This is a genomic window from Achromobacter veterisilvae (genome assembly GCF_900496975.1).
GTDB classification, from domain to species: Bacteria; Pseudomonadota; Gammaproteobacteria; order Burkholderiales; family Burkholderiaceae_B; genus Achromobacter; species Achromobacter veterisilvae.
The window spans coordinates 109,283-134,047 of the sequence record NZ_UFQC01000015.1; the positions used below are offsets into that span (position 1 = coordinate 109,283).

The 24,765-nt window shown below is 69.0% G+C and carries 22 protein-coding genes and 1 riboswitch; of the genes, 10 read left to right on the forward strand and 12 right to left on the reverse strand.

What is annotated here, in order from left to right:
- Positions 1 to 28 precede the first annotated feature (28 nt).
- The gene (locus AVE30378_RS15910) at positions 29 to 1,558 is read right to left on the reverse strand and encodes an ABC transporter ATP-binding protein (protein WP_129241845.1); all 1,530 of its coding nucleotides are present in this window, start codon (positions 1,556 to 1,558) and stop codon (positions 29 to 31) included.
- Complete coding sequence (locus AVE30378_RS15915) at positions 1,555 to 2,583, reverse strand: BMP family protein (protein WP_129241846.1); 1,029 nt, start codon at positions 2,581 to 2,583, stop codon at positions 1,555 to 1,557. The genes AVE30378_RS15910 and AVE30378_RS15915 overlap by 4 nt, the downstream gene beginning before the upstream one ends.
- 422 nt (positions 2,584 to 3,005) lie before the next feature.
- Here AVE30378_RS15915 and AVE30378_RS15920 point away from each other — a divergent pair, with 422 nt between their 5' ends.
- The 6 genes from AVE30378_RS15920 (at position 3,006) to AVE30378_RS15945 (ending at position 7,429) form a co-directional block, all read left to right on the forward strand.
- On the forward strand, positions 3,006 to 3,935 hold the full coding sequence (locus tag AVE30378_RS15920; protein WP_129241847.1) for a DedA family protein/thiosulfate sulfurtransferase GlpE: 930 nt from the start codon (positions 3,006 to 3,008) through the stop codon (positions 3,933 to 3,935).
- 50 nt (positions 3,936 to 3,985) lie between these two features.
- Entirely contained in the window at positions 3,986 to 4,912 is a 927-nt protein-coding gene (panE, locus tag AVE30378_RS15925; RefSeq protein WP_129241848.1) for a 2-dehydropantoate 2-reductase, read from the forward strand.
- A gap of 227 nt (positions 4,913 to 5,139) precedes the next feature.
- On the forward strand, positions 5,140 to 5,751 hold the full coding sequence (locus AVE30378_RS15930) for an NAD(P)-dependent oxidoreductase (RefSeq protein WP_129241849.1): 612 nt from the start codon (positions 5,140 to 5,142) through the stop codon (positions 5,749 to 5,751).
- A gap of 135 nt (positions 5,752 to 5,886) precedes the next feature.
- Positions 5,887 to 6,345 carry a nuclear transport factor 2 family protein gene (locus AVE30378_RS15935; RefSeq protein WP_129241850.1) on the forward strand — a complete coding sequence of 153 codons (459 nt, stop codon included), beginning with the start codon at positions 5,887 to 5,889 and terminating at the stop codon, positions 6,343 to 6,345.
- Between the two features lie 3 nt (positions 6,346 to 6,348).
- Positions 6,349 to 6,921, forward strand: a complete 573-nt coding sequence (locus AVE30378_RS15940; RefSeq protein ID WP_129241851.1) for a flavin reductase family protein — start codon at positions 6,349 to 6,351, stop codon at positions 6,919 to 6,921.
- Between the two features lie 4 nt (positions 6,922 to 6,925).
- The gene (locus AVE30378_RS15945; RefSeq protein ID WP_129241852.1) at positions 6,926 to 7,429 is read left to right on the forward strand and encodes a nucleoside 2-deoxyribosyltransferase; all 504 of its coding nucleotides are present in this window, start codon (positions 6,926 to 6,928) and stop codon (positions 7,427 to 7,429) included.
- Here AVE30378_RS15945 and AVE30378_RS15950 read toward each other — a convergent pair.
- Positions 7,426 to 8,091, reverse strand: coding sequence for a TetR/AcrR family transcriptional regulator (locus tag AVE30378_RS15950; RefSeq protein WP_129241853.1), 666 nt, complete (start codon positions 8,089 to 8,091; stop codon positions 7,426 to 7,428). The two genes, AVE30378_RS15945 and AVE30378_RS15950, sit on opposite strands and share 4 nt — an antisense overlap.
- 151 nt (positions 8,092 to 8,242) lie before the next feature.
- On the opposite strand from AVE30378_RS15950, the gene AVE30378_RS15955 reads away from it, so the two are divergent.
- Positions 8,243 to 9,442, forward strand: coding sequence for an arabinose transporter (locus AVE30378_RS15955; protein ID WP_129241854.1), 1,200 nt, complete (start codon positions 8,243 to 8,245; stop codon positions 9,440 to 9,442).
- 42 nt (positions 9,443 to 9,484) lie between these two features.
- On the opposite strand, the gene ribB is transcribed toward AVE30378_RS15955, so the two are convergent.
- Complete coding sequence (gene ribB, locus AVE30378_RS15960) at positions 9,485 to 10,204, reverse strand: 3,4-dihydroxy-2-butanone-4-phosphate synthase (RefSeq protein ID WP_129241855.1); 720 nt, start codon at positions 10,202 to 10,204, stop codon at positions 9,485 to 9,487.
- Between the two features lie 112 nt (positions 10,205 to 10,316).
- Positions 10,317 to 10,471: riboswitch (FMN riboswitch) on the reverse strand.
- Positions 10,472 to 10,582: 111 nt separating this feature from the next.
- On the reverse strand, positions 10,583 to 11,092 hold the full coding sequence (locus AVE30378_RS15965) for an SET domain-containing protein (protein WP_129241856.1): 510 nt from the start codon (positions 11,090 to 11,092) through the stop codon (positions 10,583 to 10,585).
- 107 nt (positions 11,093 to 11,199) lie between these two features.
- Here AVE30378_RS15965 and AVE30378_RS15970 point away from each other — a divergent pair, with 107 nt between their 5' ends.
- On the forward strand, positions 11,200 to 12,120 hold the full coding sequence (locus tag AVE30378_RS15970) for a bestrophin family protein (protein WP_129241857.1): 921 nt from the start codon (positions 11,200 to 11,202) through the stop codon (positions 12,118 to 12,120).
- 5 nt (positions 12,121 to 12,125) lie between these two features.
- Here the strand turns inward: AVE30378_RS15970 and AVE30378_RS15975 are convergent, their stop codons facing one another.
- The gene (locus AVE30378_RS15975; protein WP_129241858.1) at positions 12,126 to 12,596 is read right to left on the reverse strand and encodes an Lrp/AsnC family transcriptional regulator; all 471 of its coding nucleotides are present in this window, start codon (positions 12,594 to 12,596) and stop codon (positions 12,126 to 12,128) included.
- A gap of 93 nt (positions 12,597 to 12,689) precedes the next feature.
- Between AVE30378_RS15975 and ilvB the strand changes: the two genes are divergently transcribed.
- Entirely contained in the window at positions 12,690 to 14,516 is a 1,827-nt protein-coding gene (ilvB, locus tag AVE30378_RS15980; RefSeq protein ID WP_129241859.1) for a biosynthetic-type acetolactate synthase large subunit, read from the forward strand.
- A gap of 214 nt (positions 14,517 to 14,730) precedes the next feature.
- On the opposite strand, the gene AVE30378_RS15985 is transcribed toward ilvB, so the two are convergent.
- The 5 genes from AVE30378_RS15985 to AVE30378_RS16005 all read right to left on the reverse strand — a co-directional run bounded on the left by AVE30378_RS15985 (position 14,731) and on the right by AVE30378_RS16005 (position 21,024).
- Positions 14,731 to 15,510 carry an SDR family oxidoreductase gene (locus tag AVE30378_RS15985; RefSeq protein ID WP_129241860.1) on the reverse strand — a complete coding sequence of 260 codons (780 nt, stop codon included), beginning with the start codon at positions 15,508 to 15,510 and terminating at the stop codon, positions 14,731 to 14,733.
- Positions 15,511 to 15,521: 11 nt separating this feature from the next.
- The gene (locus tag AVE30378_RS15990; RefSeq protein ID WP_129241861.1) at positions 15,522 to 16,379 is read right to left on the reverse strand and encodes an ABC transporter permease; all 858 of its coding nucleotides are present in this window, start codon (positions 16,377 to 16,379) and stop codon (positions 15,522 to 15,524) included.
- Between the two features lie 6 nt (positions 16,380 to 16,385).
- The gene (locus tag AVE30378_RS15995; RefSeq protein WP_165360201.1) at positions 16,386 to 17,156 is read right to left on the reverse strand and encodes an ABC transporter ATP-binding protein; all 771 of its coding nucleotides are present in this window, start codon (positions 17,154 to 17,156) and stop codon (positions 16,386 to 16,388) included.
- The gene (locus tag AVE30378_RS16000) at positions 17,156 to 18,220 is read right to left on the reverse strand and encodes an ABC transporter substrate-binding protein (RefSeq protein ID WP_129241862.1); all 1,065 of its coding nucleotides are present in this window, start codon (positions 18,218 to 18,220) and stop codon (positions 17,156 to 17,158) included. Before AVE30378_RS16000 ends, AVE30378_RS15995 begins: the two co-directional genes overlap by 1 nt.
- Before the next feature lie 170 nt (positions 18,221 to 18,390).
- Positions 18,391 to 21,024, reverse strand: a complete 2,634-nt coding sequence (locus tag AVE30378_RS16005) for a DNA topoisomerase III (RefSeq protein ID WP_129241863.1) — start codon at positions 21,022 to 21,024, stop codon at positions 18,391 to 18,393.
- Between the two features lie 62 nt (positions 21,025 to 21,086).
- On the opposite strand from AVE30378_RS16005, the gene AVE30378_RS16010 reads away from it, so the two are divergent.
- Positions 21,087 to 23,714, forward strand: a complete 2,628-nt coding sequence (locus AVE30378_RS16010; protein ID WP_129241864.1) for a GDYXXLXY domain-containing protein — start codon at positions 21,087 to 21,089, stop codon at positions 23,712 to 23,714.
- 155 nt (positions 23,715 to 23,869) lie between these two features.
- Here the strand turns inward: AVE30378_RS16010 and gluQRS are convergent, their stop codons facing one another.
- Entirely contained in the window at positions 23,870 to 24,745 is an 876-nt protein-coding gene (gluQRS, locus tag AVE30378_RS16015; protein ID WP_165360203.1) for a tRNA glutamyl-Q(34) synthetase GluQRS, read from the reverse strand.
- Between the last annotated feature and the right edge of the window lie 20 nt (positions 24,746 to 24,765).

The window sequence follows — 24,765 nt, forward strand, 5'->3', positions numbered from 1 at the left end:
GCTCGATAGAAGGGGATGCGGCGGTCCATCAGGCGCGGGTGCCCGTCATGGCCAGGCCCACCGTGGCGGGCGTCCAGTCGGCCACCGGCTTGACGGCGACCAGCTTGCCGCCGCACAGCACGGCGATGCGGTCGGCCAGCGCGAAGATCTCTTCCAGGTCCTCGGACACCAGCAGCACGCCGGCGCCGCGCTTGCGCGCGGCCAGCAACTGCTCGCGCACATAGGCCACCGCGCCGATGTCCAGGCCCCAGGTGGGCTGGTCGGCCACGATGAAGCGCGGTTCGCGCGCCAGCGTGCGGCCCAGGATCAGCTTCTGCATATTGCCGCCGGACAGGCTGCGCGTGCGCACGTCCAGCGAAGCGGCGCGCACGTCGAACTGCCGGGCCAGCGATGCCGCGTAGGCCTTGCCCGCGCGCGCGCGGATCAGGCCGTAGCGCGCGAAGCGCTTGTCCTTCAGGTCCTCGACGATGGCGTTTTCCCATAAGGGGCTGTCGCCGATCATGCCTTCGCCGTGGCGGTCTTCCGGAATGCGGCCGACGCGGGCGGCCGTCCAGCCGGCCGGCGTCGTGGGCGCGGCCGCGTGCTCGGGGCCCAGGCGTATCGTGCCCTCGGACGGCTGGCGCAGCCCGGTCAGCACCGACACCAGCGCCTGCTGGCCGTTGCCGGCCACGCCGGCGATGGCGACGATTTCGTGTTTGTGCACCGTCAGGTCCAGGCCGTCCAGGCGCAGCGCGCCGTCGCGGCCGTCGCGCACACAGACCTGGGACAGGGTCACCACGGGCGCGGCCTGCTCGGCCGCCGCCACGGCCTCGGCGTGCGGCATGACGACCTTGCGGCCCACCATCAGCTCCGCCAGTTCGGCGGGGCTGGTGCCCGCGGTGTCGCGTTCGGCCACCAGCTTGCCCTGGCGCAGCACCGCCACGCGGCGCGACACGGCCATCACCTCGTCCAGCTTGTGCGAAATGAAGATGACGGCCAGCCCTTCGTCGACGAAGCCGCGCAGGGTGGCGAACAGATCCTGCACCTCCTGCGGCGTGAGCACGGCCGTGGGTTCGTCCAGGATCAGCACGCGGGCGCCGCGGTACAGCGCCTTCAGGATCTCGACGCGCTGCTTTTCGCCGACCGACAGCGCGCCGACGCGCGCGTCCGGATCCACGCCCAGGCCGAAGCGCTGGCCCAGCTCCACCAGGCGCTTGCGCGCCTTGCCGCGGCCCGACGCCAGTTTCCACAGGGATTCCGTGCCGACCATGATGTTGTCCAGCACGGTCAGGTTGTCGGCCAGCGTGAAGTGCTGGTGCACCATGCCGACCCCGGCCGCCAGCGCGGCGTCGGGCCGGCCGGCGGGCAGGGGCTGGCCGAAGACCTCGATGCCGCCGGCGTCGGCCACATAGTGGCCGAACAGGATCGACACCAGGGTCGATTTACCGGCGCCGTTCTCGCCCAGCAAGGCCAGCACTTCGCCCTGGGCGAGCGTCAGCGATATGTCGTCGTTGGCCGTCAGGCTGCCGAAGCGCTTGGTGATCCCCGTCAATCGCAGGGCGAGAGGCGCTGGTTTCATCGTGCCGAGGACTTGGGTTCTTTGTCGACGACCTTCACGCTGAAGCTGCCGTCCAGGATGGCTTTCTGCCTGGCTTCCACCTTGGCCACCAGGTCGGCGGGAATCTTGGCCGCGAAGGTGCCCAGCGGCGCCAGCGACGAACCCTGGTGCTTCATCAGCGAATACTGGCCGTAGTCGTCGGCCTTGAAGGTGCCGGCCTTGACCTGCTTGAGCGCTTCGTCGATCGTGGGTTCCATGCTCCACAGGGCCGAGGCGACCACGGTTTCGGGGTACTGCGGCTGCGTGTCGATCACGTTGCCGATGGCCAGCTTGCCGCGCTCCTTGGCGGCATCCGACACGCCGAAGCGCTCGGCGTAGAGCACGTCCGCGCCCTTGTCGATCATGGCGAAGGCGGCTTCCTTGGCCTTCGGGGGATCGAACCAGGAGCCGATGAAGGTCACGGTGAACTCGGCCTGCGGGTTCACTTCCTTGGCGCCTTCGATGAAGGCCTGCATCAGGCGGTTCACTTCGGGGATGGGGTAGCCGCCCACCAGGCCGATCTTGCCGGTTTTGCTCATGCCGGCGGCGATCATGCCGGTCAGGTAGGCGGGTTCCTGGATGTAGTTGTCGAACACCGAGAAGTTGGGCTGCTGCGGCTTGCCGGAGGAGCCCATGAGGAAGGCGGTCTGCGGATAGTCCTTGGCCACCTTGCGGGCGGCGGCTTCCACCGCGAAGGCCTCGCCCACCACCAGCTTGTTGCCCTGCTCGGCATACTGGCGCATGACGCGCTCGTAGTCGGCGTTGGTGACGTTTTCCGAGAACGTGTAGTCGATCTCGCCGCGGTCGCGGGCGGCCGTCAGCGCCTTGTGGATGCGCGATACCCATTGCTGCTCGACCGGCACCGTGTAGATGGCGGCGACCTTGGTCTTGGCGGGCGCCTGGGCTTGGGCGGCGCCGGTGAACAGCAGCGCGCCGGCGGCGGCGGCCGCCAGCTTGAGCAGGCCGCGGCGGGCGATGGCGCCGGACAGGGGGAACAGGGCTTTCATGCGGGTGACTCCTACGCGGGAAGGAAGGGGATCGGGAGTATGGCGGGACGCGCCGCAGAATGGCGGCCGCCGGCGGGCAGGCCGGGGCGAGCGGACGGAAGCGAGGGCGCGGGATCGGTCATTGGACGGGAAGCGCAAGGCAGGCGCGTCCCATCCGAAGGGGCGAGTTCGCGGCCAGTCCGAGCGAAGCAAGTTGTATGCCATGGGGCATTCCCGCGACAAGTCGGGGAAACCTGATGGCCGGGCAGGATTATAGGCACCCTGGCGGGGAAGCGCGGCACCGATGTGGTGCGCGCCGTTCCAGGAGGCGGACGATGCTGGCCCGGAACGGGCCGTTGCGGCGCCGGAGGCGATCCGGCGCGGGCCCGCGAGCCTAAAATCCGGGAATGAGCCGCGCGCGGCGCGGCGAGCTGGAAGACCCCATGCAAGATATTCAACTGCTGCTCGAACAGTACGGCGGGTGGCTGGTGTTCGCCAATGTGCTGGTCGAGCAGGCCGGCCTGCCGGTGCCCGCCTATCCCATGCTGATCGCCGCCGGCGCCCTGGCCGGCGCGGGCGGCTGGGCCGTGCCCTGGCTGGCGGCCACCGCCGCCTGCCTGCTGGCCGACACCCTGTGGTACCTGGCCGGCCGGCGCTACGGCTCGCGCCTCCTGGGCGTGATCTGCAAGATGTCGCTGTCGCAGGATTCCTGCATCCGGCAGACGCAGCGCCTGTATTTGCGCATCGGCGTGCGGGCGCTGCTGGTGTGCAAGTTCCTGCCGGGCGCGGGGGCCTTGTCCACCGTGATGGCGGGCCTGACGGGCACGGCGTACCGGCGCTTCCTGCTCTACGACCTGGCGGGCTCCCTGTTCTGGGTCGGTTCGGCCCTGCTGCTGGGGGGCGTGTTCCACAACGTCGTGAACGACGTCCTGGAGATCCTGGGCACCTACGGCGCGATGGGCCTGGGCGTGCTGGCGGCGGTGCTGGCGCTGTACATCCTGGCGCGCTTCCTGCGGCGCAGGATCCTGCTGCGCAGCCTGCGCGTCATTCCCCGCCTGTCGGTGGACGAACTGATGCAATGGCGGCAGGACGGACGCAATACGCTCGTCTTCGACGTGCGCCCGCAGGCGCTGCGCGACGAGCAGCGGATCCCGGGCGCCATCGCCGTGGACCTGAAGGCGCCCTTGCCCGAACTGGGCGCGAATGCGCTGGAGTCCGACATCGTCGTCTATTGCGCCTGCCCCAACGAGGTATCGGCCGCGCTGCTGGCCTCGCGGCTGCGCGCCGCCGGCTATCCCAACACCTGGGCCCTGCGCGGCGGTTACGAAGCCTGGGCCGAGCGCAAGCGCCCGGCGCCCGGGCAAGGCGCATAATTCCGCCATCGGCCCGCGGCATCGGCGGGCGGCCATGACAGGAGAGAGACATGCGGTTGTTGTTCTTGGGCGCCGGCGGCACCGGCGGGTATTTCGGAGGGCGCGCCGCCCAGGCGGGCGCGGACGTGACGTTCCTGGTGCGCGAACCGCGCGCCGCGCGGATCCGCGAGCACGGCCTGCGCATCCAGAGCCCGCTGGGCGACGTCACGCTGCATCCCCAACTGGCCACGCAGGATACCCTGCAGGGCAGCTACGACGTGGTGGTGCTCAGTTGCAAGGCCTATGACCTGTCCAGCGCCATCGAGGCGATCCGGCCCGCCGTCGGGCCGGACACGGCCGTGCTGCCCATCATGAACGGCGTGCTGCAATACGACGTGCTGGACCGCGAATTCGAGCCCCATCGCGTGCTGGGCGGCCTCTGCCAGATCAACGCGACGCTCGGGCCCGAGGGCGAGGTGGTGCACCTGGGCAAGTACGCCAGCATCGTCTTCGGCGAGCGCGCGGGCCCGGCCCGCAGCGCGCGCTGCGAGGCCCTGGAGCAGGCGCTGGCCGGGGGCGAGTACACCAGCCGCCTGAGCGGCGAGATCTACCAGGACATCTGGGAAAAGTACGTGTTCCTGACGACGCTGGCGGCCGGCACCTGCATGATGCGCGGCTCCGTCGGGCAGATCGCGTCCACCGACGACGGCGCGGACGTCCTGAGCATGCTGCTGCAGGAATCCCAGGCCGTGGCGGCCGCGTCCGGCCATGCGGTCCGGCCCGAGGCCGACGCGTCCGCGCGCAAGATCCTGGCCGACCCGTCCCAGTCCATGACTGCCTCGATGTTCCGGGATCTGCGCCAGGGGCTGCCGGTCGAGGCGGACCACATCGTCGGCGACATGGTCCGCCGCGCCCGCACGCTGGGCGTGGACGCGACCTACCTGCGCGCCGCCTACGCCCATCTGCAGGTCTATCAGGCGCAGCGCGCCGCCGGCTGAGCGCCCGCCGGTCCGCGGCCCCTGTTCAAGCGGGGCCGCGGGGTGCACACTGGCATGGCGGTCCGGGCCGTTCGGTTCGCCTCCTTGGCCTCATCCGATCCCATGGGATTGGTGCATGAAATGCAAAAAACTCTTCCGCTTTTGCGGGTTTTTTGATCGGATTCGACCGAATAGTATGGCTTTGCCTGAGCCGGACGACCCGGCTTCCCCTACCTAGGAGCAAGACCATGAAAGTCGCATTGATCGGAATTACCGGCCGCGTGGGTTCGCGCGTGGCGGATGAATTGCTCAAGCGCGGCCACCAGGTCACGGGCGTCGCCCGCAACCTGTCCGACGTGAATCCCCAGCCCGGCCTGACCATCAAGCAGGGCGACGCCACCGACCCGGAGGCGTTGACCGCCATCCTGGCCGGCCATGACGCCGTGATCAGCGCATCGCGCTTCGTTTCTTCCGACGCCAAGCCGCTGCTGCATGCCGTGAAGGACGCCGGCGTGCCGCGCCTGCTGGTGGTGGGGGGCGCGGGCAGCCTGATGGTGGCGCCCGGCAAGATGCTGATCGATACGCCCGAGTTCCCGGACGCCTACAAGCCCGAGGCCCGCGCGGGCGTGGTGTTCCTGGACGCGCTGCGCCAGGAAAAGGTGCTGAACTGGACGTTCCTGTCGCCTTCCGCGCTGTTCGAGCCGGGCGAGCGCACCGGCAAGTTCCGGGTGGGGGACGACACCCTGCTGGCCGACGAGGAAGGCAAGAGCTGGATCTCGATGGAAGACTACGCCATTGCGCTGGTCGACGAGCTGGAGACGCCCAAGCACTCGCGCCGCCGTTATACGGTCGGATATTGACCCCGCCGGAGGGCGGAGGGAAAAAAGGGGCCCGGTCGGGCCCTTTTGCCATTGGGGAAAAGGCCGCGATATCCGCCCTTTTATTTGTAAACTGGCACACCGCGCCAACCGGCGTCACGACCTGAGTTGTCCTGTATGCGTATGAAGTTGAAATCGTTGGCCCTCTGTATGCTGGTCGCCGCCGCCACCCTGGCGATCGCGCCGGCGCGCGCGGCCGGGCCCCAGTCCAACAAGGACATCGTGGTGGCGTTCTTCCGCATGATGTTCCAGGACCGCAACGTCGACGAGGCGGTGCGCCGGTACGTCGGTCCGGGCTATACGCAGCACAATCCGTACATGCAGGACGGCGTGGAACCCATGGTGGATTTCTTTCCGGCCTATTTCGAGCAGCATCCGCAGTCCATCGTCGAGATCAAGCGGGTGATCGCCGAGGGCGACCTGGTGATGATCCACAACCTGTGGCGCGATTCCCCGGAAGACCGCGGCCAGGCCGTGGTCGACATCTTCCGGGTGGAAAACGGCAAGATCGTCGAGCACTGGGACGTGAGCCAGGAAATTCCGGAGAATCCGGCCAACAAGAACGGCATGTTCTAGACCATGTCTTCCCGCATCGAACCCGTCGACCTGCCGCGCGCCTACCTGCTGCTGAACCACGGCCCCACGGTGCTGGTGACCAGCGCGCACGGCGAGGCGCGCAACGTCATGGCGGCCGCCTGGGCCATGCCCCTGGATTTCAGCCCGCCCAAGATGCTGGTGGTGGTGGACAAGAACACCTATACGCGCGAACTGATCGAAGCGTCCGGCGAGTTCGCGCTGTGCATCCCCTCGCGCGCGCAGGCCCAGGCCACGCTGCGGGTGGGTTCGCATTCCGGGCGCGGCGAGGACAAGTTCCTGGCCAGCGGCCTGACGACGTTTCCGGCCAGCAAGATCGGCGCGCCGCTGGTCAGCGGCTGCCTGGGCTGGCTGGAGTGCCGGGTCGTGCCCGAGCCGCACAACCAGCAGGCCTACGATCTGTTCATCGGCGAAGTCGTGGCCGCGTGGGCGGCGCCGGACGCGTTCTCGGGCAACCGCTGGCATTTCCCCGACGGCGAGCGCCGCTCGGTCCATTACCTGGCCGGCGGATCCTTCTTCGCCACGGGCGAAGCCTTCAACGTCTCCGATCCGGAGTAGCGCCATGCGCAGCGTGTACCTCGCCGGTTTCGACGTATTCCTGCCCGACGCCGAGGCGCACGGCGAACGCCTGAAGGCGCTGGCCGCCGCCCACGGCTTCGAGGGCCTGTTCCCGCTGGACAACCGGGCGCCCCGCAATCTGTCCGGCCCGGCGCTGGCGCAATGGATCTACCGCGAGAACGTCGCCCTGATCCGGCGCGCCGACTTGGTGATGGCGAACCTGAATCCGTTCCGAGGGGCCGAGCCCGATTCCGGCACGGCGTTCGAGGTCGGCTACGCCATCGCCTGCGGCAAGCCCGTCTGGGGCTATACCCGCCAGGCGGGGTCGCTGATCGACCAGGTGGCCGTGGGCGCGGCGGCCGACGACGGCGCGTCGCGCATGGTGGACGCCGAGGGCTATACCGTCGAGGATTTCGGCCTGAGCCTGAACCTGATGCTGGCGTGCAGCGCCCGCATCGTCCACGGCGACGCCGCCGACTGCCTGGCCCGCATGGCCGAGGCGCCCTAGCGCCGCGCTGCTTTCTTCGCCGCCGTCCTGCGCGGCGCCGGCCGGGCCGCGGGGGTGCCCAGATACCCCATCACCGCATCCACCACCGCCTGTTCAAGCTGTGCGGGCAAAAAGCCCGCGGGTGGCTCCAGCGCGGCCGCGTGCACCAGGGACTCCATGATGCGCAGCACCACGTAGGTCGCCAGGTCGCGGTCCTGCTGCGCGATCTCGTCGCGGTGGAATTCCAGCAGGTGGCGCATGCGGCGATGGATGTCCTGGTCGGCGCGGCTGTGTTCGCGCGGCAGGTCGAACAGCGGGAATTCCCGTTCCAGCACGCGGTGCAGCGCGGGCTCCAGCAGATGCGCGTGCAGCATGGCCTGGACGATGGCCGCGACGCGTTCGCGCAGCGTGGCGGCGGGATTGCTGTCCAGGACCTGGTCGATCACGTCCAGCATCTGGTTGTCGTGGCGGTCGTGCAGCGCCGCGATCAGCGCGTTCTTGTTGGGAAAGTACTGGTACAGCGACCCGACGCTGACGCCGGCGGTTTCCGCGATCAGGTTGGTGTTGGTGCCGGCATAGCCGTGCGTGGCCAGAATGCGAGCCGTGGCTTGAAGAATCGTCTCCACGGTGTGCTGGGACCTGAGCTGGCGCGGCGATTTCCGGGGCTGTGGGATGGCGGTCATGGTTGCGGTGAAAGGCGAGTATCGAACATGAGCAATCGCTCATAAAATTTTCGGCAGGCGGTCCTGACGGCTGCCCGCAAGGGCGGATTATGCCATCGCCGGTTTTGGCGCGATGGCGGCGGGCCCGCAATTACCTGATCGAGGAATATCCATGTCGAACTCATCTGCGGCCGGGGCCTTGCCCGCGGCCCACGGACCCGCGCGTTCCGTTTTCGCGCAAGTGTTGCCGCTGGCCCTGGCGGTATTCGTCGGCTTTTTCATGATCGGCCTGCCCATGCCGGTGCTGCCGCTGTACGTGGACGGCGCGCTGGCGCTGGGCGCGTTGGCGGTCGGGGTGGTGGCCGGCGTGCAGTTCGCCGCCGCGCTGTTGTCGCGCGCCTACGCGGGTTCGCTGGCGGACCGCCGCGGCGCCAAGCGGGCGGTGGCGGGCGGCTTCATACTGGGCTCGGTCGCAGGCCTGTTCTATCTGCTGGCCGAGGATCTGTCGCCGCGTCCGCAGGCGGCGCTGGCCGCCCTGCTGGCCGGACGCGCGCTGATGGGGTGCGCCGAAAGCCTCATCGTCACGGGCGCGCTCAGTTGGGGCGTGGGCCGCGCGGGGCCGCAGAACGCCGGCCGCGTGATGGCCTGGGTGGGCGTGGCCATCTACGCCGCCTATGCGCTGGGCGCGCCGGCGGGCATGCGGCTGTACGGCGTTGCCGGCTTCACCGGCATCGCCTGGGCCACCGTGCTGATCCCGCTGGCGGCCCTGGCGCTGGTGCTGCCGCTGCGCGGGGTGCGCGCCGCGGGCGGCTCGCGCTCGCCCTTCTACAAGGTGCTGGGGCTGGTGCTGCTTCCGGGCCTGGGATTGGCGCTTTCCAGCGTCGGTTTCGGCGTGATCACGGCGTTCGTGAGCCTGCTGTTCGCGCAGCGGGGCTGGGACGGCGCCGCGTGGATGTTCACCGCGTTCGGCGGCGGCTTCATCCTGGCCCGGGTGTTCTTCGCGGGCCTGCCGGACAAGCTGGGCGGCGCGCGCGTGGCGCTCGCATGCGTGCTGATCGAAGCGGCGGGGCAGTGGCTGATCTGGTCGGGCGCCACGCCGGCCAGGGCCTATGCCGGCGCCCTGTTGACGGGCGCGGGGTATTCGCTGGCCTTCCCGGCCTTCGGCGTGGAGGCCGTGCGCCGCGTGCCCGCCGCGAGCCGCGGCGCGGCCATGGGGGCCTACGTCGCCTTCCTGGACGTCGCCCTGGGCTTGAGCAGCCCGGCGGCCGGCTGGCTGGCCGGCGCGCAAGGCTATGGCGCGGTGTACGTGATGGGGGGCGCGTGCGCCCTGGCCGCGATGGTCGTCGCGATGGCGCTCAGGGGCCGCGCATGACGGCCGGGCGGCGCCTCCAGGCTGGGGGCGCCGCCCGCGGGATCAGGCCGTCGCGGCCATCTCCAGGATTTCATCGTCGATGGCTTCGGCCTGGCCGTCCTTCAACTGTTGCAGATGGTCGGCCAGTTCGGCGATGGTCAGCGCCACCAGCCCGTGCAGCGCGGCATAGCGCTCCAGCGCCGCGCCGCGCATCATCGTGCCGTCGGCGTTCATCAGTTCGCACAGCACGCCGGCCGGACGCAGGCCCGCCAGCACCGCCAGGTCCACGGAGCCTTCCGTGTGGCCGCGGCGGGCCAGCACGCCGCCCGGCTGGGCGCGCAGCGGGAACACGTGCCCCGGGCTGACGATGTCGTCGCTTTGCGCCGCCGGGGAGATGGCGGCGCGGATCGTGGTGACGCGGTCCACGGCCGACACGCCGGTGCTTACGCCTTCGCGCGCCTCGATGGAGACGGTGAAGGCGGTGGCGTAGCGGCTCTGGTTGCGCTGGACCATGGGCGGCAGCCCGAGGCGGTCCAGGGTTTCGCCCGGCAGGCACAGGCAGACGATGCCGCTGCCGTCGCGGATCAACTGGGCCATGACGGGCACGGTCAGCTTATCGGCGGCGACGATCAGGTCGGCCTCGTTTTCGCGGTCGAAGTCGTCCATGAGGATGACCGGCCGGCCCAGGCGCAGATGGTGCAGGGCGCGCTGCAGGCGGGCGGCGAAAGGCTGCGAAGCCAGGCTGGGGATGGGGGACTGCGGGGTAAGGGTAACGTTGGACATTGAAACGCTCTCGCAAGTTTGAAGGGGCGAAAAACGTTTCAGGGCTACTCGACAGCCGAACGCAATACGATCGTCTGGACGCGGGCGCGCCTGGACGAGCGGGTTTGTGCCGGCACATCTTCTCTCATCCGGACTGTGACCGTCGGCCCTGGCATCTCACCAGATCTGCTGACCCCGGTGTCCGTGAAGGACGCCGGGCGCTCGCGGGCTCGCCACATTGCATGGCATACCGCCGGTGGGGAGTTTCACCCCGCCCTGAAGACGTACTGCATGTCGTGTTAACGACCGGATGATTGTACGCCTGTCCGGGGCGGGGCGTTGAATATGCTTATTGCGCCCGGGGTCTTCGCCTGCCGCGAGGGACGGATCCCCTCCCGCTTACGAGGCGGCTTCGGGCTTGTCCGCCTTCTTCTTTTTTGCCGGCAGCGCCAGCATCGTGCCGCGGCACGGCGGCGTGCCGCAAAGGCAGCGGTAGCCTTCCTTGAGCTTCTTGGTGATGCGGCCGTCCAGGACCAGGCCGTAGTCGTAGGACAGTTCGGTGCCGCGTGGAATGTCCCGCAGCGCGACGATGTAGACGCGCTTGCCGTGCTTGCCTTCCTGGGCCTCGCAATTGGGTTCGCAGGAATGGTTGATCCAGCGGGCGTCGTTGCCCTGGTCGCCGCCGTCGATCACGCGGCCGGAGCTGAGCGCGAAGAAGAAAGTATGGAAGGGATCGTCCGGATTGGTGGGGTGGCGGCGGTCCGCTTCCTTGGCGCTGATGCGCTCGCCGCCGTATTCGATGATGCGCGTGCCGGCGGGGATCTTGCGCGCGGCGAAGACGCCGTTGCCGTGCAGCTTGGAGCGGCGGACGACGTGCCAGGGCTTGATCGGAGTAGCTTCGGTGGTCATTGGGCGGCGGCGGTGGCGGTGAGTCGAAACAGAATTATATCGGCGCGCATTTGGCGCGATGACGGGCGTATAGTGTGCGCCGCCCTGTTCCCGATCGAATACGCATCATGATCGTCCGTCCGCGTCCTTCCGCGCTGGCCCTGTTCTTCGTTCTGCGCGGCTCCATCATTCCGCGCATCCTCAGCCGCATCCTCGTCATCACGCTGCTGTCCTGTCTGGTGGTGTGGATGTACCACCGGCAATGGTTTTCGCCGGCGCACCTGTCGGCGGTGCCGTTTTCGCTGTTCGGCCTGGCCCTGTCCGTGTTCATGGGCTTTCGCAACAACGTCTGCTACGACCGCTGGTGGGAAGCCCGCAAGCAGTGGGGCGAACTGATCGTGCAGGCGCGCAGCCTGGCGCGCGAAAGCGCGGTGCTGCTGGCCGCCAGCACCGCCAACCCGGTGCAGGAGCGCATCGTGCGGCGCTGCATCGGCTTTGCCTACGCGCTGGCGGCGCGGCTGCGCGAAGAGGACATGGCCGCCGCGGCGCGCCCCTGGGTGCAGCAGGACGAGGCCGAGACGCTGGCCGGATGCCGCAATGTGCCGGACGCCCTGCTCATGGCCATCAACCGCGACCTGGCCGCCTGTCTGCGCCGCGGCGAGCTGAGCGACATTCTCTACGAGGGGCTGACCCGGCGCGTGGCCGCCTGCGCTGCCATCCAGGCGGCCTGCGAACGGATCAAGTTCACGCCCTCGCCGTTCGCCTATTCGCTGCTGCTGCACCGCACGGCGTGGCTGTTCTGCCTGTTGCTGCCGTTCGGGCTGGTGGGGGCGCTGGAATACCTGATGCCGGTGGCGGTCACCATCGTGGCCTACACCTTCTTCGGCCTGGATGCCGTGGGCGACGAGCTGGAAGATCCGTTCGGCGTCGACGAGAACGACCTGCCGCTGTCGGCCCTGGCCCGCGTGATCGAAATCGACCTGCTGGAAGGCCTGGGCGTGCGGCCGCTGCCCGAGCCCGCCCAGCCGGTGGATTTCGTGCTGCGCTGACGCCGTCAGTCCGCCGGGCCCGTCAGCGGCAACTGGGTTTCCTTCAGCCGGCGCAGCACGAAGCACGATTTGCTGTGCCGGATCCCCGGGATCCGGTAGAGCTGTTCGCGCAGCAGGCGTTCGTAGTCGCGCGTGTCGCGCACGGCGATGCGGATGTAATAGTCATAGTCGCCCGAGACCAGGAAGGCCTCCAGCACCTCGGGAATCTGCGCCAGCGCCCGGCCGAACTCGTACAGGGTCTCCTCGCTGTGGCTCTCCAGGGTGACGTGGACGATCACCGTATCCATGAAGCCCAGGCTGGCGGGGTCGATGTCCACGGTGTAGCCGCGGATCACCCCGGCGCTTTCCATGCGCTTGATGCGGTTCCAGCAGGGCGTGGACGACAGTCCCACCGCCGCGCCGATGTCGTTCAGGCTGGCGCGCGCGTTCTCCTGCAGGACCCTCAAAATCGCCAGATCAAACTTGTCCAGGTTCATTTTCTTTGATTCCTCCAAATCGAAGATAAATTTACTGCGTTTACGGGTTATCGGTGGAAAAGAAGATAAATATTCTTCCGATATACCAATAAGATAGATAGCATGAACGATCGCCTGCACCCCACCGCCGCCGCCGCGCTTGCCGCCTCTGATCGCCCCGCTGACAACGGGGCGAAAATTCTGCTCGATACGTTGATCGCCCACGGCGTGGATACGGTGTTCGGCTACCCCGGGGGCGCCGTGCTGCCCCTGTACGACGCCCTCTACGCCGAGCCGCGCCTGAAGCACGTGCTGGTGCGGCATGAACAGGCGGCCGTGCACGCCGCCGAGGGCTACGCCCGCAGCACCGGCCGCACGGGCGTGGTCTTCGTCACCTCGGGCCCCGGCATGGCCAACACCACGTCCGGGCTGCTGGACGCCATGTGCGACTCGATCCCGGTGCTGTGCATCAGCGGCCAGGTCGCCACGGCCGCCATCGGCACCGACGCCTTCCAGGAGTGCGACGCCATCGGCATCTCGCGCTCAGTGACCAAGTGGAACACCCAGATCCGGGCGGTGGGCGACGTGGCCGGTGTGGTGGGCCGCGCGTTCGAACTGACCCGCCAGGGCCGCCCCGGCCCGGTGCTGGTGGATTTCCCGAAGGACGTGCAGTTGGCCGTGCCGCGCGACGCGGACGACGGTATCCCGGCCGCGCCCTCGCAGCAGAAGCTGGCCGCGCTGCGCGCGCGGCGCCAGGCCGGCAAGCTGGCCCCCAAGCTGCCGCAGTCGGCCGTGCGCCGCGCCGCCGCGCTGATCGCCCACGCCAAGCGCCCCATCTTCTATGGCGGCGGCGGGCTGGTGAACGCCGGCCCCGAAGCCTGCGCGGCATTCACGGACCTGGTGCGCCATACCGGCGCGCCCTGCACGCTGACGCTGATGGGCCTGGGCGCCTTCCCGGCGTCGAGCCCGCAATTCGTCGGCATGCTGGGCATGCACGGCACGGTCGAGGCCAACCTGGCCATGCACAACGCCGACCTGGTGGTCTGCATCGGCGCCCGCTTCGACGACCGCATCACGGGCAAGCTGTCCGAATTCTGTCCGCATGCCCGCAAGATCCACATCGACATCGATCCCGCTTCCATCAACAAGGTGGTGCGCGTGGACGTGGCGCTGGTGGGCGACTGCCTGCCGCTGGTGAGCGCGCTGCGCGCCGAGCTGGGCGATCAGCCCCTGGAAGCGGCGCGGCTGGCGCCGTGGTGGTCCCGCATCGCCGCCTGGCGCGCCCAGGACTGCCTGGGCTACACGCCCGCGGCCGACGCCATCCTGCCGCAGCACCTGATGTCGCGCCTGAACGCGGCGCTGGAAGGCCGCGACGCCATCGTCTCGACCGACGTGGGCCAGCACCAGATGTGGGCGGCCCAGTACCTGCGCTTCGACGAGCCGAACCGCTGGCTGACCTCGGGCGGCGCCGGCACCATGGGCTACGGCGTGCCCGCCGCCATCGGCGCGCAGGTCGGCCATCCCGGCAAGACGGTGGTCTGCGTCAGCGGCGACGCGTCGGTGCTGATGAACATCCAGGAACTGTCCACCGCCATGCAGCACCAGACGCCCGTCAAGGTCGTGCTGTGCAACAACGGCTACATGGGCATGGTGCGCCAGTGGCAGGAACTGATCCACGGCGGCCGCTACAGCCACAGCTACAACGCGTCGCTGCCGGACTTCGTGGCGTTGGCGAAGGCGTTCGGCTGGGGCGCCGCCCGGGTGGACGATCCGGCAAAGCTGGACGCGGCGCTGGCCGAATGCCTGGCGCACGACGGCCCCTATTTCCTGGACGTGGCGGTCACGGCGCAGGAGAACTGCTTCCCGATGATGCCCGCGGGCCACGGCCACCAGAAGATGATGCTGGCCGAGGGGGTGTGGTATCAGGATGAGACGACTTGATTTTGTCTTTGGTGTCTGACACCCGGGGAAGGGCGCTTCAACTTGTTCCGCCGCCGCATCGGGTGTCAGACACCTGCGCAGTCCGTCTCGTACGGGTGTCAGACTCCTCTGCAAAGGGCGTCTGGTCGCGCAGGTGTCTGACACCCATACGAGACACTCTCTCGGACTGAAGCCGGCGCACCCGGGTGTCTGACACCCACCCCCCTAGCCCGTTTCAAAACTGTATCGACAACCCCCCATCCACCACCAGCACGTGGCCGTTCACGTACGAGGCCGCGGGCGAGGCCAGGAACACGGCGGCGCCGGCGATCTCTTCCGGTTCTCCCCAGCGGCCCAGCGGGTTGCGCGAAGCGACGCGCGGCCCGATTTTCGGGTCCGCGACCATATCCGCGTTGGTTTCCGTGGCGAAGGTGCCCGGGGCGATGGCGTTGCTGGTGATGCCGCGCGGGCCGAATTCCGCCGCCAGCGCGCGCACCATGCCCGTCAGGCCCTGCTTGGCCGCCGGGTAGACCGCGTCGCCCGGGCGGGCCAGTTCGCCGACCACCGAGGTGATGGCGATCAGGCGCCCGCCGCCCTGGCGCACCATGCGTTCGGCGGCGAACTTGGCCAGCAGCATGCCGGCCACCAGGTCCGTGTCGATCAGTTCGCGGATCTCGGCCGGCGTGGTGTCGGCCAGCGTCTTGCGGTTGCGCGCGCCCACGTTGTTCACCAGGATGTCCAGCCGGCCGTGTTCGGTATCGACGCGGCCGAACGCGGCCTGCATGGCGGCGTCGTCGCTGATGTCGAAAGCCAGCGCGTGCGCGTCCAGACCGTCACGTTTCAGCGCATCGGCGCTGGCCTGCGCGGCGGCCGCATTGCGGCCGTTGATCAACACGCGCGCGCCGCAGCCGGCCAGCGCCCGCGCGATGCAGAAACCCAGCCCGCGGGCCGACCCGGTCACCAGGGCCACCTGGCCGGTGAGGTCGAAGTTGCGCAGATACGGTAGCGTGTTCATGTCAGTCGTCCTCACCCTTCTCGGAACTCGGGCGCCCAATGCAGCAGCCGGCGTTCCAGCCAGGTCACGCAATAGACCAGTGCGATACCCACGACCGACAGCAGCGTCACCGCCGCGAACATGTCGGTGGCGTTCAGGGTCGCCAGCGCCGTGATCATCAGGTAGCCCATCCCCGTCGTGGAGCCGACGAATTCCGCCAGCACCACGCCGATCAGCGCGAAGCTGATGGCGTTGGGCAGCGCCGCGAAGGTCCACGCGGCGGCGGTGGGAATGCGCACCCGCCACAGGATCTGGCGCGGCGAGCCGCCCAGCGTGCGGCAGAAGTCCACCAGTTCGCGCTCCACGCTGCGGCCACCCTTGTAGGTGTTGAAGAACACCAGGAAGAACACCACGAACCACGACGTTACCACCTTGGAGGCCAGCCCCAGGCCGAAGAACATGGTGATGAGCGGCACGAAGGCGATGCGCGGCATCGAGTTGAACGCCACGATGAACGGGTTGAACACGTCGGCCAGGAAACGGCTGCGGCTGAGCGTCATGCCCACGATGAAGCCGCTGCCCACGCCCACCAGCAGCCCCACCATGGTGGCCTGCAAGGTCAGCCACAAGTGCGGCCAGACCGACCGGGGGCCGGGCTGCAGCCATTCCCACAGCCGCACCGCCACGCGCGAGGGCTGGCTGATGAAGAAGGGGTCGAACAGGGTGTTCTGGGCGAACCACGGAATGCGCGTCAGGATTTCCCAGGAACCCAGGATGACGGCAAGGATCAGCACCTGCCACAGCGTGATGCGCAGCCGGCGCGCCATGCCGGCGCGGCGGTCCAGCCGCAACTGGTCCTGCAGGGAATCGGAAGTATCGGTCGGGATCATGATGATTCAGGCGGCGGCGCGGAACTGCTGTCCCAATACGCTCCAGAGACTTTGCACGTGGGTCACGAACTGCGGGGTTTCGCGCAGCGTGAAGACGTCGCGCGGATGCGGGATGGCGATGCGCTCGTCCAGCAGCACGCGGCTGGGCGGGCCGGACAGCACCACCACGCGGTCGGACAGCAGGATGGCCTCGTCCAGGTCGTGCGTGACCATGACGATGGTCTGGCCCAGCTTGCGCCAGATCTCGATGAGTTCGCGGTGCAGGTGCGTCTTGGTGTGCGTGTCCAGCGCGCCGAAGGGTTCGTCCAGCAGCAGGATGCGCGGCTCCACCGCCAGGCTCATCAGCAGCGCCACGCGCCGCCGCATGCCGCCGGACAACTGGTGCGGAAAGGCGTCGGCGAAGGCCGACAGGTGGCCCAGTTCCAGCAGCTCGGCCACGCGGCGCTCGATCCTGCCGGCGGGCACGCCCTGGAACTTCAGGCCCAGCGCCACGTTCTTCCTCACGCTGAACCAGGGCAGCAGCGTGTCCTTCTGGAAGATGTAGCCCAGCGCGGGCGGCACCTGCCCGTCCACGATCCGGCCGTCCACGCGGATGGTGCCCGTGGTGGGGCGCAGGAAGCCCGCGATCATGTTCAGCAGCGTGCTCTTGCCGCAGCCCGAAGGGCCCACGATGGAGACGAATTCGCCCTCCGCGACCGTCAGGCTGACTTCGCCCACCGCGTGGGTCGTGGCCTGGCGCGTCTGGTACGCCTTGCCGACCTTGTCCAGCTCGATCATCAGAGACCCCGGGCGCGGCGCACGAAGCTCATGTTCACGCAACGGTCGTAGGGCACCGTCTTGATCTCCTCGTTGGAGAACTGGCGGCCGTCGCCCATGATGGCCGTCATGCGGTCGTAGGCTTCCTGGGTGATGAGGTTGTCCTTCAGGAACACGGTTTCCTTGTAGACGCCCAGCGTCTTCTCGATCGCCTCGCGCGGGAAGGCGTTGAGGTAGTCGTCGTAGATGGCGTCGGTGACGGCCGCGGCGCTGTTGGCGCTGATGAAGTCCTGCGCCCGCACCAGCCCCGTGACGAAGGCCTGCACCACTTCCGGGCGCTTCTGGATGGTGTCCTGCAGGGTCAGGGCCGCGATGCCGGGCACGTCGCCGCCCATGAACTCGTTCCACGAACTCTCGGTGGTGGCGTCGAAGATGGGCACGCCCCAGCCTTCCTGGCGGGCCTGCTCCATCATGGACATGGTGGCCATGCTGGCGGACACCGATCCCGTCTTGAGCGCGCCCAGCATGGTGGCCAGGTCGCCCAGGGGGCGGATGTCGACCTTGTCGGCCACGCCGGCTTTCTGCATCAGGTACAGCGCCATCAGCCAGGTGCTGGACTGCGGCTGGGTGGCGCCCACCCGCTTGCCCGCCAGGTCCTTCAAGGATTTGATCTTGCCGCTCTCGAAGTCCTCGCGGCGCACGATGATGTTGGCGTAGGTGAGCTTGCGGTCGAAGCCGAACACCAGGGTGGCGGGCTTGCCGGCCAGGGTCAGGGCCGGCGCCGCGGTGGCGGCGGTGGCGCCGAACACGATCTGGCCCGCGGCCAGCAACTGGTTGGTGCGCGGGCCGCTCTGCGAATTCAGGTATTCGACTTCGAGCCCGCCTTCGCCGAAATAGCCCTTCTTCAGCGCCACGTAGCCGGCGGCGAAGAACGGATCGATGCTGCCCTGGCCATAGGCCACGCGGCCGAGCTTGGGCTGGGCGAACGCGACGCGGCCGTTGACGAGGCCGATGCCGGCCAGCGCTCCGGCTGCGGCCAGCACGCGGCGGCGGGTGGTGAAATCGGGGCTAGCGCTCATTGTCATCCTCGGTTTTGGTCTGGTTGCTGCGGTTTGGCGTAGACAATACCCCAGCATCGGGCGTCCAACAATGGAAAACGCCCGGTTGCCCGGGCGTCGCGGAACTGCTGGCAGTGTGTCAGGTGTCTGACACCCGATGAGACGGCCTGGCCGCCCGCACCGGCATTCCAAGGGTGTCAGACACCCGCGGTCTTCTTCGGCGCTGCCTTCTTGACGGCCTTCTTCGCGGCGGTTTTCGTGGCCGTCTTGGTCGCGGTCTTTTTCACCGCGGCCTTCTTGGCCGGTGCCTTCTTCGCGGCGGTCTTGGCTGCCGTCTTCGTGGCTGTCTTGGCCGGCGCGCCCGCGCGCCCCGGTTTTTCGGGACGCGGTTCGAACTCGAAGCCGATCTTGCCGTCCGGCTGGCGGACGAGGAAGGCCTTGAACTTGCGGTTCGTGCGGCTGGAGACGAAGCCGTCGAGCAGGTCGGTGCGGCCGTCGGTCAAGAGCTTTTCCATCTGTTCGCGCGAGATCTCCTGCTGCAGGATGACCTTGCCCGAACGGAAATCGCAGCTCTTTTCGGGGCCGACGGATTTCTCGCAGACGTAGCTCATGCCGTGCTCGAACACGCGCGACTGGCACTTGGGGCACTTGCCCACCGGCGTGTGGCCGGAGAAGTCCACGGCCTCGTTGTCGTCCTCGTCGTTCTGGCCGAAGTCGAATTCCAGCTTGTACTCGTCGCTGATGCGCAGAATGGCGGCGAACGGGCGGCCCATCTTGCTGATGAAGCCCTGCAGCGGACCGATCTCGCGCTTGGCCAGCAGCTCTTCCACTTCGGGCAGTTCGAAGGTGCGGCCGCCCGGGTGCTTGCCGATGGAGAAATCGCAGGCGGTGCAGGCGAAGCGGCGATAGTTCTCCTTCACCACGGCGCCGCATTTCGGGCACGGCGTCTGCAGCGTGGCGTAGTCGCCGGGCACAGTGTCGCGCTCGTATTCCTTGGCGCGCTTGACGATCACCTGCGTCATCTGCGCGATTTCGCGCATGAACGCGGCGCGGTCCAGCCCGCCCTGCTCGATCTGCTTGAGCTTGTGTTCCCATTCGCCGGTCAGTTCGGGCGACGTGAGTTCGGAGACGTCCAGGCCGGACAGCAGCGTCATCAACTGGCGCGCCTTGGCGGTGGGCACCAGGTCGCGGCCTTCGCGGCGCAGATAGACTTCGTTGAGCAGGCCTTCGATGATGGCGGCGCGCGTGGCCGGGGTGCCCAGGCCGCGCTCGGACATGGCTTCGCGCAGTTCTTCGTCGTCCACCAGCTTGCCGGCGCCTTCCATGGCCGACAGCAGCGTGCCTTCGTTGAAGCGCGCCGGCGGCTTGGTGGTCAGGCCCACGGCTTCCACGTCCTCGGTGCGCACGGTCTCGCCGTCCGCCACCGGCACCAGGTTGGCGTCCTCGCCCTGGGCTTCCTTGCCGTACACGGCCAGCCATCCCGGGTTGACCAGCACCTTGCCGTCGGTGCGGAAGCGGTGCCCCTGCACTTCGGTCATGCGCGTGGTGACGCGGTATTCCGCGGCGGGGAAGAACACCGCCAGGAAGCGCTTGAGCACCAGGTCGTACAGCTTGCCCTCGGCCTCGCTGAGGTCGTGCGGAATCTGCAGCGTCGGGATGATCGCGAAGTGATCCGACACCTTTTTGTTGTCGAAAATGCGGCGGTTCGGCTTCACCCATTGCTTGCCGACCACCGTGTCCGCGTGGCGGGCCAGGCCGCCCACCGCGTTGGAGCCGCCCTTGGCCAGCGCCCGCATGGTTTCCTGCACGGTGGCGATGTAGTCCTCGGGCAGGTAGCGCGAATCGGTACGCGGGTAGGTCAGCGCCTTGTGGCGTTCGTACAGGGTCTGGGCCAGCGCCAGCGTGGTCTTGGCCGAAAAGCCGAAGCGGCCGTTGGCTTCGCGCTGCAGGGACGTCAGGTCGTACAGGGCCGGCGACATCTGGGTCGACGGCTTGGATTCTTCGGTGACATTGCCGGGCTGGTCGCGGCAGGCGGCCACCACGCTCTGCGCGGCGGCCAGCGACCACAGGCGCGATTCGCGCTTTTCGGGGTCGCGTTCGTCTTTCTTGAAGTCGGGGTCGATCCAGCGGCCTTCGTACAGGCCGGCGGCGGCCACGAACTGCGCGCGCACTTCCCAGTAATCGCGCGGCACGAAGCGGCGGATGCGCTCTTCGCGCTCGGCCACGATGGCCAGCGTGGGCGTTTGCACCCGGCCCACCGGCGTCTTGAAGAAACCGCCGTCCTTGCTGTTGAAGGCGGTCATGGCGCGCGTGCCGTTGATGCCCACCAGCCAGTCGGCCTCGGCGCGCGACCGGGCGGCCGCTTCCAGCGGCTTGAGCAGGACGTCGTCGCGCAGGTTGGCGAAGGCTTCGCGGATGGCGGCCTGGGTCATCGATTGCAGCCACAGGCGCTGGATCGGTTTTTTCACGCCCGCGTACTGAATGATGTAGCGGAAGATCAGTTCGCCCTCGCGTCCCGCGTCACAGGCATTGATGATGGCGTCCACGTCCTTGCGCTTGGCCAGGCGGACCAGCAGCTTCAGGCGCTCCGCGGACTTCTTGTCGGTGGGGCCCAGCTCGAATTCAGGCGGGATCACGGGCAGGTGGGTGAAGCTCCATTTCCCCTTGACCGGATCGTTGGGCGCGACCAAGCTGAGCAAATGACCGATGCTCGATGCGAGGACGTAACGTTCGCTTTCAAAATAGTCGCCCTCGCGCGCGAAGCCTCCCAAGGCGCGTGATATATCAAGGGCCACCGAGGGCTTCTCGGCAATAATCAGCGTTTTATTCATGTGTATCCAGTGGCGGTAGACCCGCCTTAGTAGCGCGGATAATAAGATCGGAGATTCGCGAGATGCAAGTCGGCACTGAAAGACAAGCGGGATCCGAACTGCACGCTTGGCGTCAATTTCTGGCGCGAAGCACCCTCTGGCTGGGCGTTTTGCTGCTGGGCAGCGCGGCGGTTTGCTGGGTCGCCGCCAACTGGCAGGACATGACAAAAGTACAGCGCTTCGCCGGTATCCAGGGGCTTTTGGCGGCCTGCGCGCTGGCCGCAGCCTGGGCCGGAATGCGCCTGCGCGCCACCCCCGGCGTGCGCCGCAGCATTCCCGGCGCCCTGCTGGCGCTGGCCGGCATCCTGCTCGGCGCCCTGCTCGCGCTATTGGGCCAAACTTACCAGACTGGCGCCGATACCTGGGAACTGTTCGCCTGGTGGGCGGTGCTGCTGCTGCCCTGGGCCCTGGCGGCGGCCAGCCAGGCGGTCTGGCTGCTCTGGGTGCTGGTGCTGAACGTGGCCATGGCCCTGTGGCTGGGCGAACGGGCCTTCGACTGGTGGATGGTCTTCGGCGGCCCCGGGGCCGCCAGCCTGATCGTGGCGGCCCTGAACCTCGTGCTGCTGCTGGCCTGGGAAACGGCCGCGCGCCGCTGGCGGGCCAGCACGCTCTTCGGGCCGCGCATCCTGGCCGCCCTGACCATCAGCGTGCTGGTCGTGTCCCTGATGTTCGGCGACTACATCCTGCGCGGCCTGGGCACCGCCAACGGCGTGGCCTGGCTGGCGGTCACGCTGGGCCTGGGCTTTTATTATCAGCGGGGCCGGCGCGACCTGGTCATCCTGGCCATGCTGGCCGCCGGCGTGATCTGTGTGTCGCTGCGGGTGGTGGGCGAATGGCTGCTGCGGCTGGAACCCGGCGTGTGGGCCGCCCTGCCGCTGGCCGCGCTGCTGATGGCCGAAGCGGTCTGGGCCGCCCGCTGGCTGCGCCGGCTGGGCGCGGAACCGGCGGCGCCGGTGGCGGCGGCGGATTCCGAACCGGCCGCCGCGTCGGCGGGCAACGCGGTCGATCCGGCCGAATCGGGCGCGCCGGTGGCGCAGTTGGCGCCGGCCGCCGCGGCGCAGGCCGACCCGCCGTGGTTCGTGCAGTGCCTGCTGGGCCTGAGCGCCTGGCTGGCCACCCTGCTGCTGCTGGTGTTCGTGGCCTTCTCCGGCGTGATCACGACCGAGGAAGGCGCGCTGGTGGCCGGCCTGGTGCTGTGCGCCGCGGGCGTGGCGGTGCTGCGCAGCGACGCCGGGCCCTTCTGGCGCCAGTGCGGCACGGCCATGGCCTTCACCGGCCAGATCCTGATCATCTACGGCCTGTCCAGTTCCACCTCGTTCACCAACGCCTGCCTGTTCGTGCTGCTGATGGCCGCGGCGGTCTATGCGCTGGGTCCGGACGCGATCCTGCGCTTCCTGAGCGGGCTGCTGATCGCCCTGGCGGCCGCCGGCCTGATCTGGCGCGGCGTGGCGCCGGAACTGATGCGCGACGACCTGCTGGACGCCTGGCTGGATTTCGACGTGGCGCAGGCCACCTTCGTCTGGCTGCCCATCGCGGTGACGGGCGCCTGGGCCACGGCGGTCCTGTTCACCCTTGGCCGCCGCCTGGGCGGCAGGCGCGGCCATACGCTGCAGCCGCTGGCCTGGGCTTTCCTGCTGTCGGTCCAGGGCATGGTGTGGCTGGCCAGCGGCATTTCGGCCCAGCAATTGCCGGCGATGTGGCAGCTCAACCCCCGGACGGCGGTGCTGGTGACGGCCGGCGCCGTGCTTCCCGCGGCCGCGGCCCTGGCGGTGCTGTGGCCGCGCCGCCGCATGCTGACGGCGGGCGTGACCTGGGGCGTCCCGCTGGCGCTGCTGGTCCTGGCCCTGTTCTGGCTGCCCAGCCCGGGCGTGGGCTTCGCCCTGGCCTGGCTGCTGCTGGGCTTCGGCCTGAACCAGCCGCGCCTGGTCATTTTCGGCGTGCTCAGCCTGCTGGCCTACCTGGGCGTCTATTACTACCAGCTCGACGTGCCGCTGCTGCAGAAGGCGCTGTGGCTGGGCGGCGCGGCGGTGCTGCTCTTCCTCCTGCGGGGCCTGGTGTGGCTGGTGCCGCGCCTGATGCGCACGCAGACGGCCGCCGCCCGCGGGCCGCTGCCGCCGGTGTCGGGCGCGCTGCGCTGGCGCACGCTGGCCATCCTGGGTGGCCTGGCGCTGGTGCTGGCGGTGGCCAACGGCGGGATCTGGCAGCGCGAAAAACTGCTGGCTTCCGGCAAGGTGGTCATCCTGGAACTGGCGCCGGTAGACCCCCGTTCGCTCATGCAGGGCGACTACATGGCCCTGAACTTCGCCGCCAGCCGGGAGGTCACGCGGCTGCGCCTGGGCGGCGAGAGCCAGCGCGATGACGCTTCCATCCTGGGCTACGAGCCCGACGGCTACGTCATGCTGGCGCGCGACGAGCGCGGCGTTGCGCAGCCGCTGCGCATCCAGTCCGAGGTGCATCCCCATACCGAGGGCGAGGTGCCGCTGCGCTACCGCGTCCGCAACAACGGCGTGCGCATCGTGACCAACGCCTATTTCTTCCCCGAGGGGCAGGCGGAGCGTTACCAGGTCGCGAAATACGGCGAACTGCGCGTGGCCGAGGACGGCGAGGCGCTGCTGGTGCGGATGCTGGGCGCGGACTTGCAGCCGCTGTAGGCGGCCGGGCCATGCCGGAAGCCAGGTGTCTGACACCCGTACGCGATGCCGGTACGGGCTGTCGCCGATCTTCCCGGGTGTCAGACACCCGGGAAACAGAAGCTTCAGCCCGACGGGCATCCCGTACGGGTGTCAGACACAGGCAGTTTTAGAGCCTACGGGAAGCGCCGCGCCCAGCGCGCGGCGGCTTCGCGCAGGAAGGCGGCGCGGTCCGGGGCCTCGAAGGAGGGGAAGCCCAGCGCGCTCCACGCGGCTTTCAGCGCCTCCAGCGGCGCGCTGGTATCGACCGCCGGCGCGCCGTTCTGCTTGGACAGCTTCAGCCCGCTGCCCGCGTCCAGGATCAGCGGCACGTGCAGGTAGCGCACCGGGGGCAGGCCCAGCAGGCGGCCCAGCACGCGCTGGCGCGCGGTGGAACTGAGCAGGTCCGCGCCCCGCACCACGTCCGTGACGCCCTGCGCCGCGTCGTCCACCACCACGGCCAGTTGATAGGCCCACAGGCCGTCCGCGCGCCGCAGGGCCATGTCGCCCACGGCCTGCGCCACATCCTGTTCCTGCGGGCCCAGCCAGCGGTCCTCGAAGCGTTCCACGCCTTCCGGCAGCCTCACGCGCCAGGCGCGCGCCTGGCGGCCTTCCGGCAGGCCGTGGCGGCAGGTGCCCGGGTAGGGCCGTTCGCCGTCGGCGCCGGGCTGGGCCTGGCCCCGCAGGGCGGAATCGGCGATTTCGCGGCGGGTGCAGCCGCAGCCGTAGATCAGGCCGCGCGCCGCCAGGCTGTCGAAGGCGGCCTGGTAGGCGTCGCCGCGGCGCGATTGCCACATGACCTCGCCGTCCCAGGCCAGGCCCAGCGCCTCCAGTTGCCCCATGATGCGCTCGGCCGCGCCGGGCACGGTGCGCGGCGTGTCCACGTCTTCGATGCGCAGCAGCCAGCGGCCGCCGTGCGCGCGCGCGTCCAGCCAGCTCGCCAGCGCGGCGACCAGCGAACCCGCATGCAGCGGGCCGCTGGGGCTGGGAGCGAAACGGCCTACGTAGTTCACGGGACTAGGCCCGCGCGGTA

Excerpts from the sequence above, each read along its gene's own strand:
- AVE30378_RS15970 (WP_129241857.1), top strand. The coding sequence starts at position 11,200 with ATGATCGTCCGTCCGCGTCCTTCCGCGCTGGCCCTGTTCTTCGTTCTG.
- AVE30378_RS15965 (WP_129241856.1), bottom strand. The coding sequence starts at position 11,092 with ATGACCACCGAAGCTACTCCGATCAAGCCCTGGCACGTCGTCCGCCGC.
- AVE30378_RS15950 (WP_129241853.1), bottom strand. The coding sequence starts at position 8,091 with ATGACCGCCATCCCACAGCCCCGGAAATCGCCGCGCCAGCTCAGGTCC.
- AVE30378_RS15985 (WP_129241860.1), bottom strand. The coding sequence starts at position 15,510 with ATGAACACGCTACCGTATCTGCGCAACTTCGACCTCACCGGCCAGGTG.
- AVE30378_RS15990 (WP_129241861.1), bottom strand. The coding sequence starts at position 16,379 with ATGATCCCGACCGATACTTCCGATTCCCTGCAGGACCAGTTGCGGCTG.
- AVE30378_RS15930 (WP_129241849.1), top strand. The coding sequence starts at position 5,140 with ATGAAAGTCGCATTGATCGGAATTACCGGCCGCGTGGGTTCGCGCGTG.
- AVE30378_RS16010 (WP_129241864.1), top strand. The coding sequence starts at position 21,087 with ATGCAAGTCGGCACTGAAAGACAAGCGGGATCCGAACTGCACGCTTGG.
- AVE30378_RS15910 (WP_129241845.1), bottom strand. The coding sequence starts at position 1,558 with ATGAAACCAGCGCCTCTCGCCCTGCGATTGACGGGGATCACCAAGCGC.
- ribB (WP_129241855.1), bottom strand. The coding sequence starts at position 10,204 with ATGTCCAACGTTACCCTTACCCCGCAGTCCCCCATCCCCAGCCTGGCT.
- AVE30378_RS15945 (WP_129241852.1), top strand. The coding sequence starts at position 6,926 with ATGCGCAGCGTGTACCTCGCCGGTTTCGACGTATTCCTGCCCGACGCC.
- AVE30378_RS15995 (WP_165360201.1), bottom strand. The coding sequence starts at position 17,156 with ATGATCGAGCTGGACAAGGTCGGCAAGGCGTACCAGACGCGCCAGGCC.
- AVE30378_RS15935 (WP_129241850.1), top strand. The coding sequence starts at position 5,887 with ATGCGTATGAAGTTGAAATCGTTGGCCCTCTGTATGCTGGTCGCCGCC.
- AVE30378_RS15915 (WP_129241846.1), bottom strand. The coding sequence starts at position 2,583 with ATGAAAGCCCTGTTCCCCCTGTCCGGCGCCATCGCCCGCCGCGGCCTG.
- panE (WP_129241848.1), top strand. The coding sequence starts at position 3,986 with ATGCGGTTGTTGTTCTTGGGCGCCGGCGGCACCGGCGGGTATTTCGGA.
- AVE30378_RS15955 (WP_129241854.1), top strand. The coding sequence starts at position 8,243 with ATGTCGAACTCATCTGCGGCCGGGGCCTTGCCCGCGGCCCACGGACCC.
- AVE30378_RS16005 (WP_129241863.1), bottom strand. The coding sequence starts at position 21,024 with ATGAATAAAACGCTGATTATTGCCGAGAAGCCCTCGGTGGCCCTTGAT.
- AVE30378_RS15975 (WP_129241858.1), bottom strand. The coding sequence starts at position 12,596 with ATGAACCTGGACAAGTTTGATCTGGCGATTTTGAGGGTCCTGCAGGAG.
- AVE30378_RS16000 (WP_129241862.1), bottom strand. The coding sequence starts at position 18,220 with ATGACAATGAGCGCTAGCCCCGATTTCACCACCCGCCGCCGCGTGCTG.
- AVE30378_RS15940 (WP_129241851.1), top strand. The coding sequence starts at position 6,349 with ATGTCTTCCCGCATCGAACCCGTCGACCTGCCGCGCGCCTACCTGCTG.
- AVE30378_RS15920 (WP_129241847.1), top strand. The coding sequence starts at position 3,006 with ATGCAAGATATTCAACTGCTGCTCGAACAGTACGGCGGGTGGCTGGTG.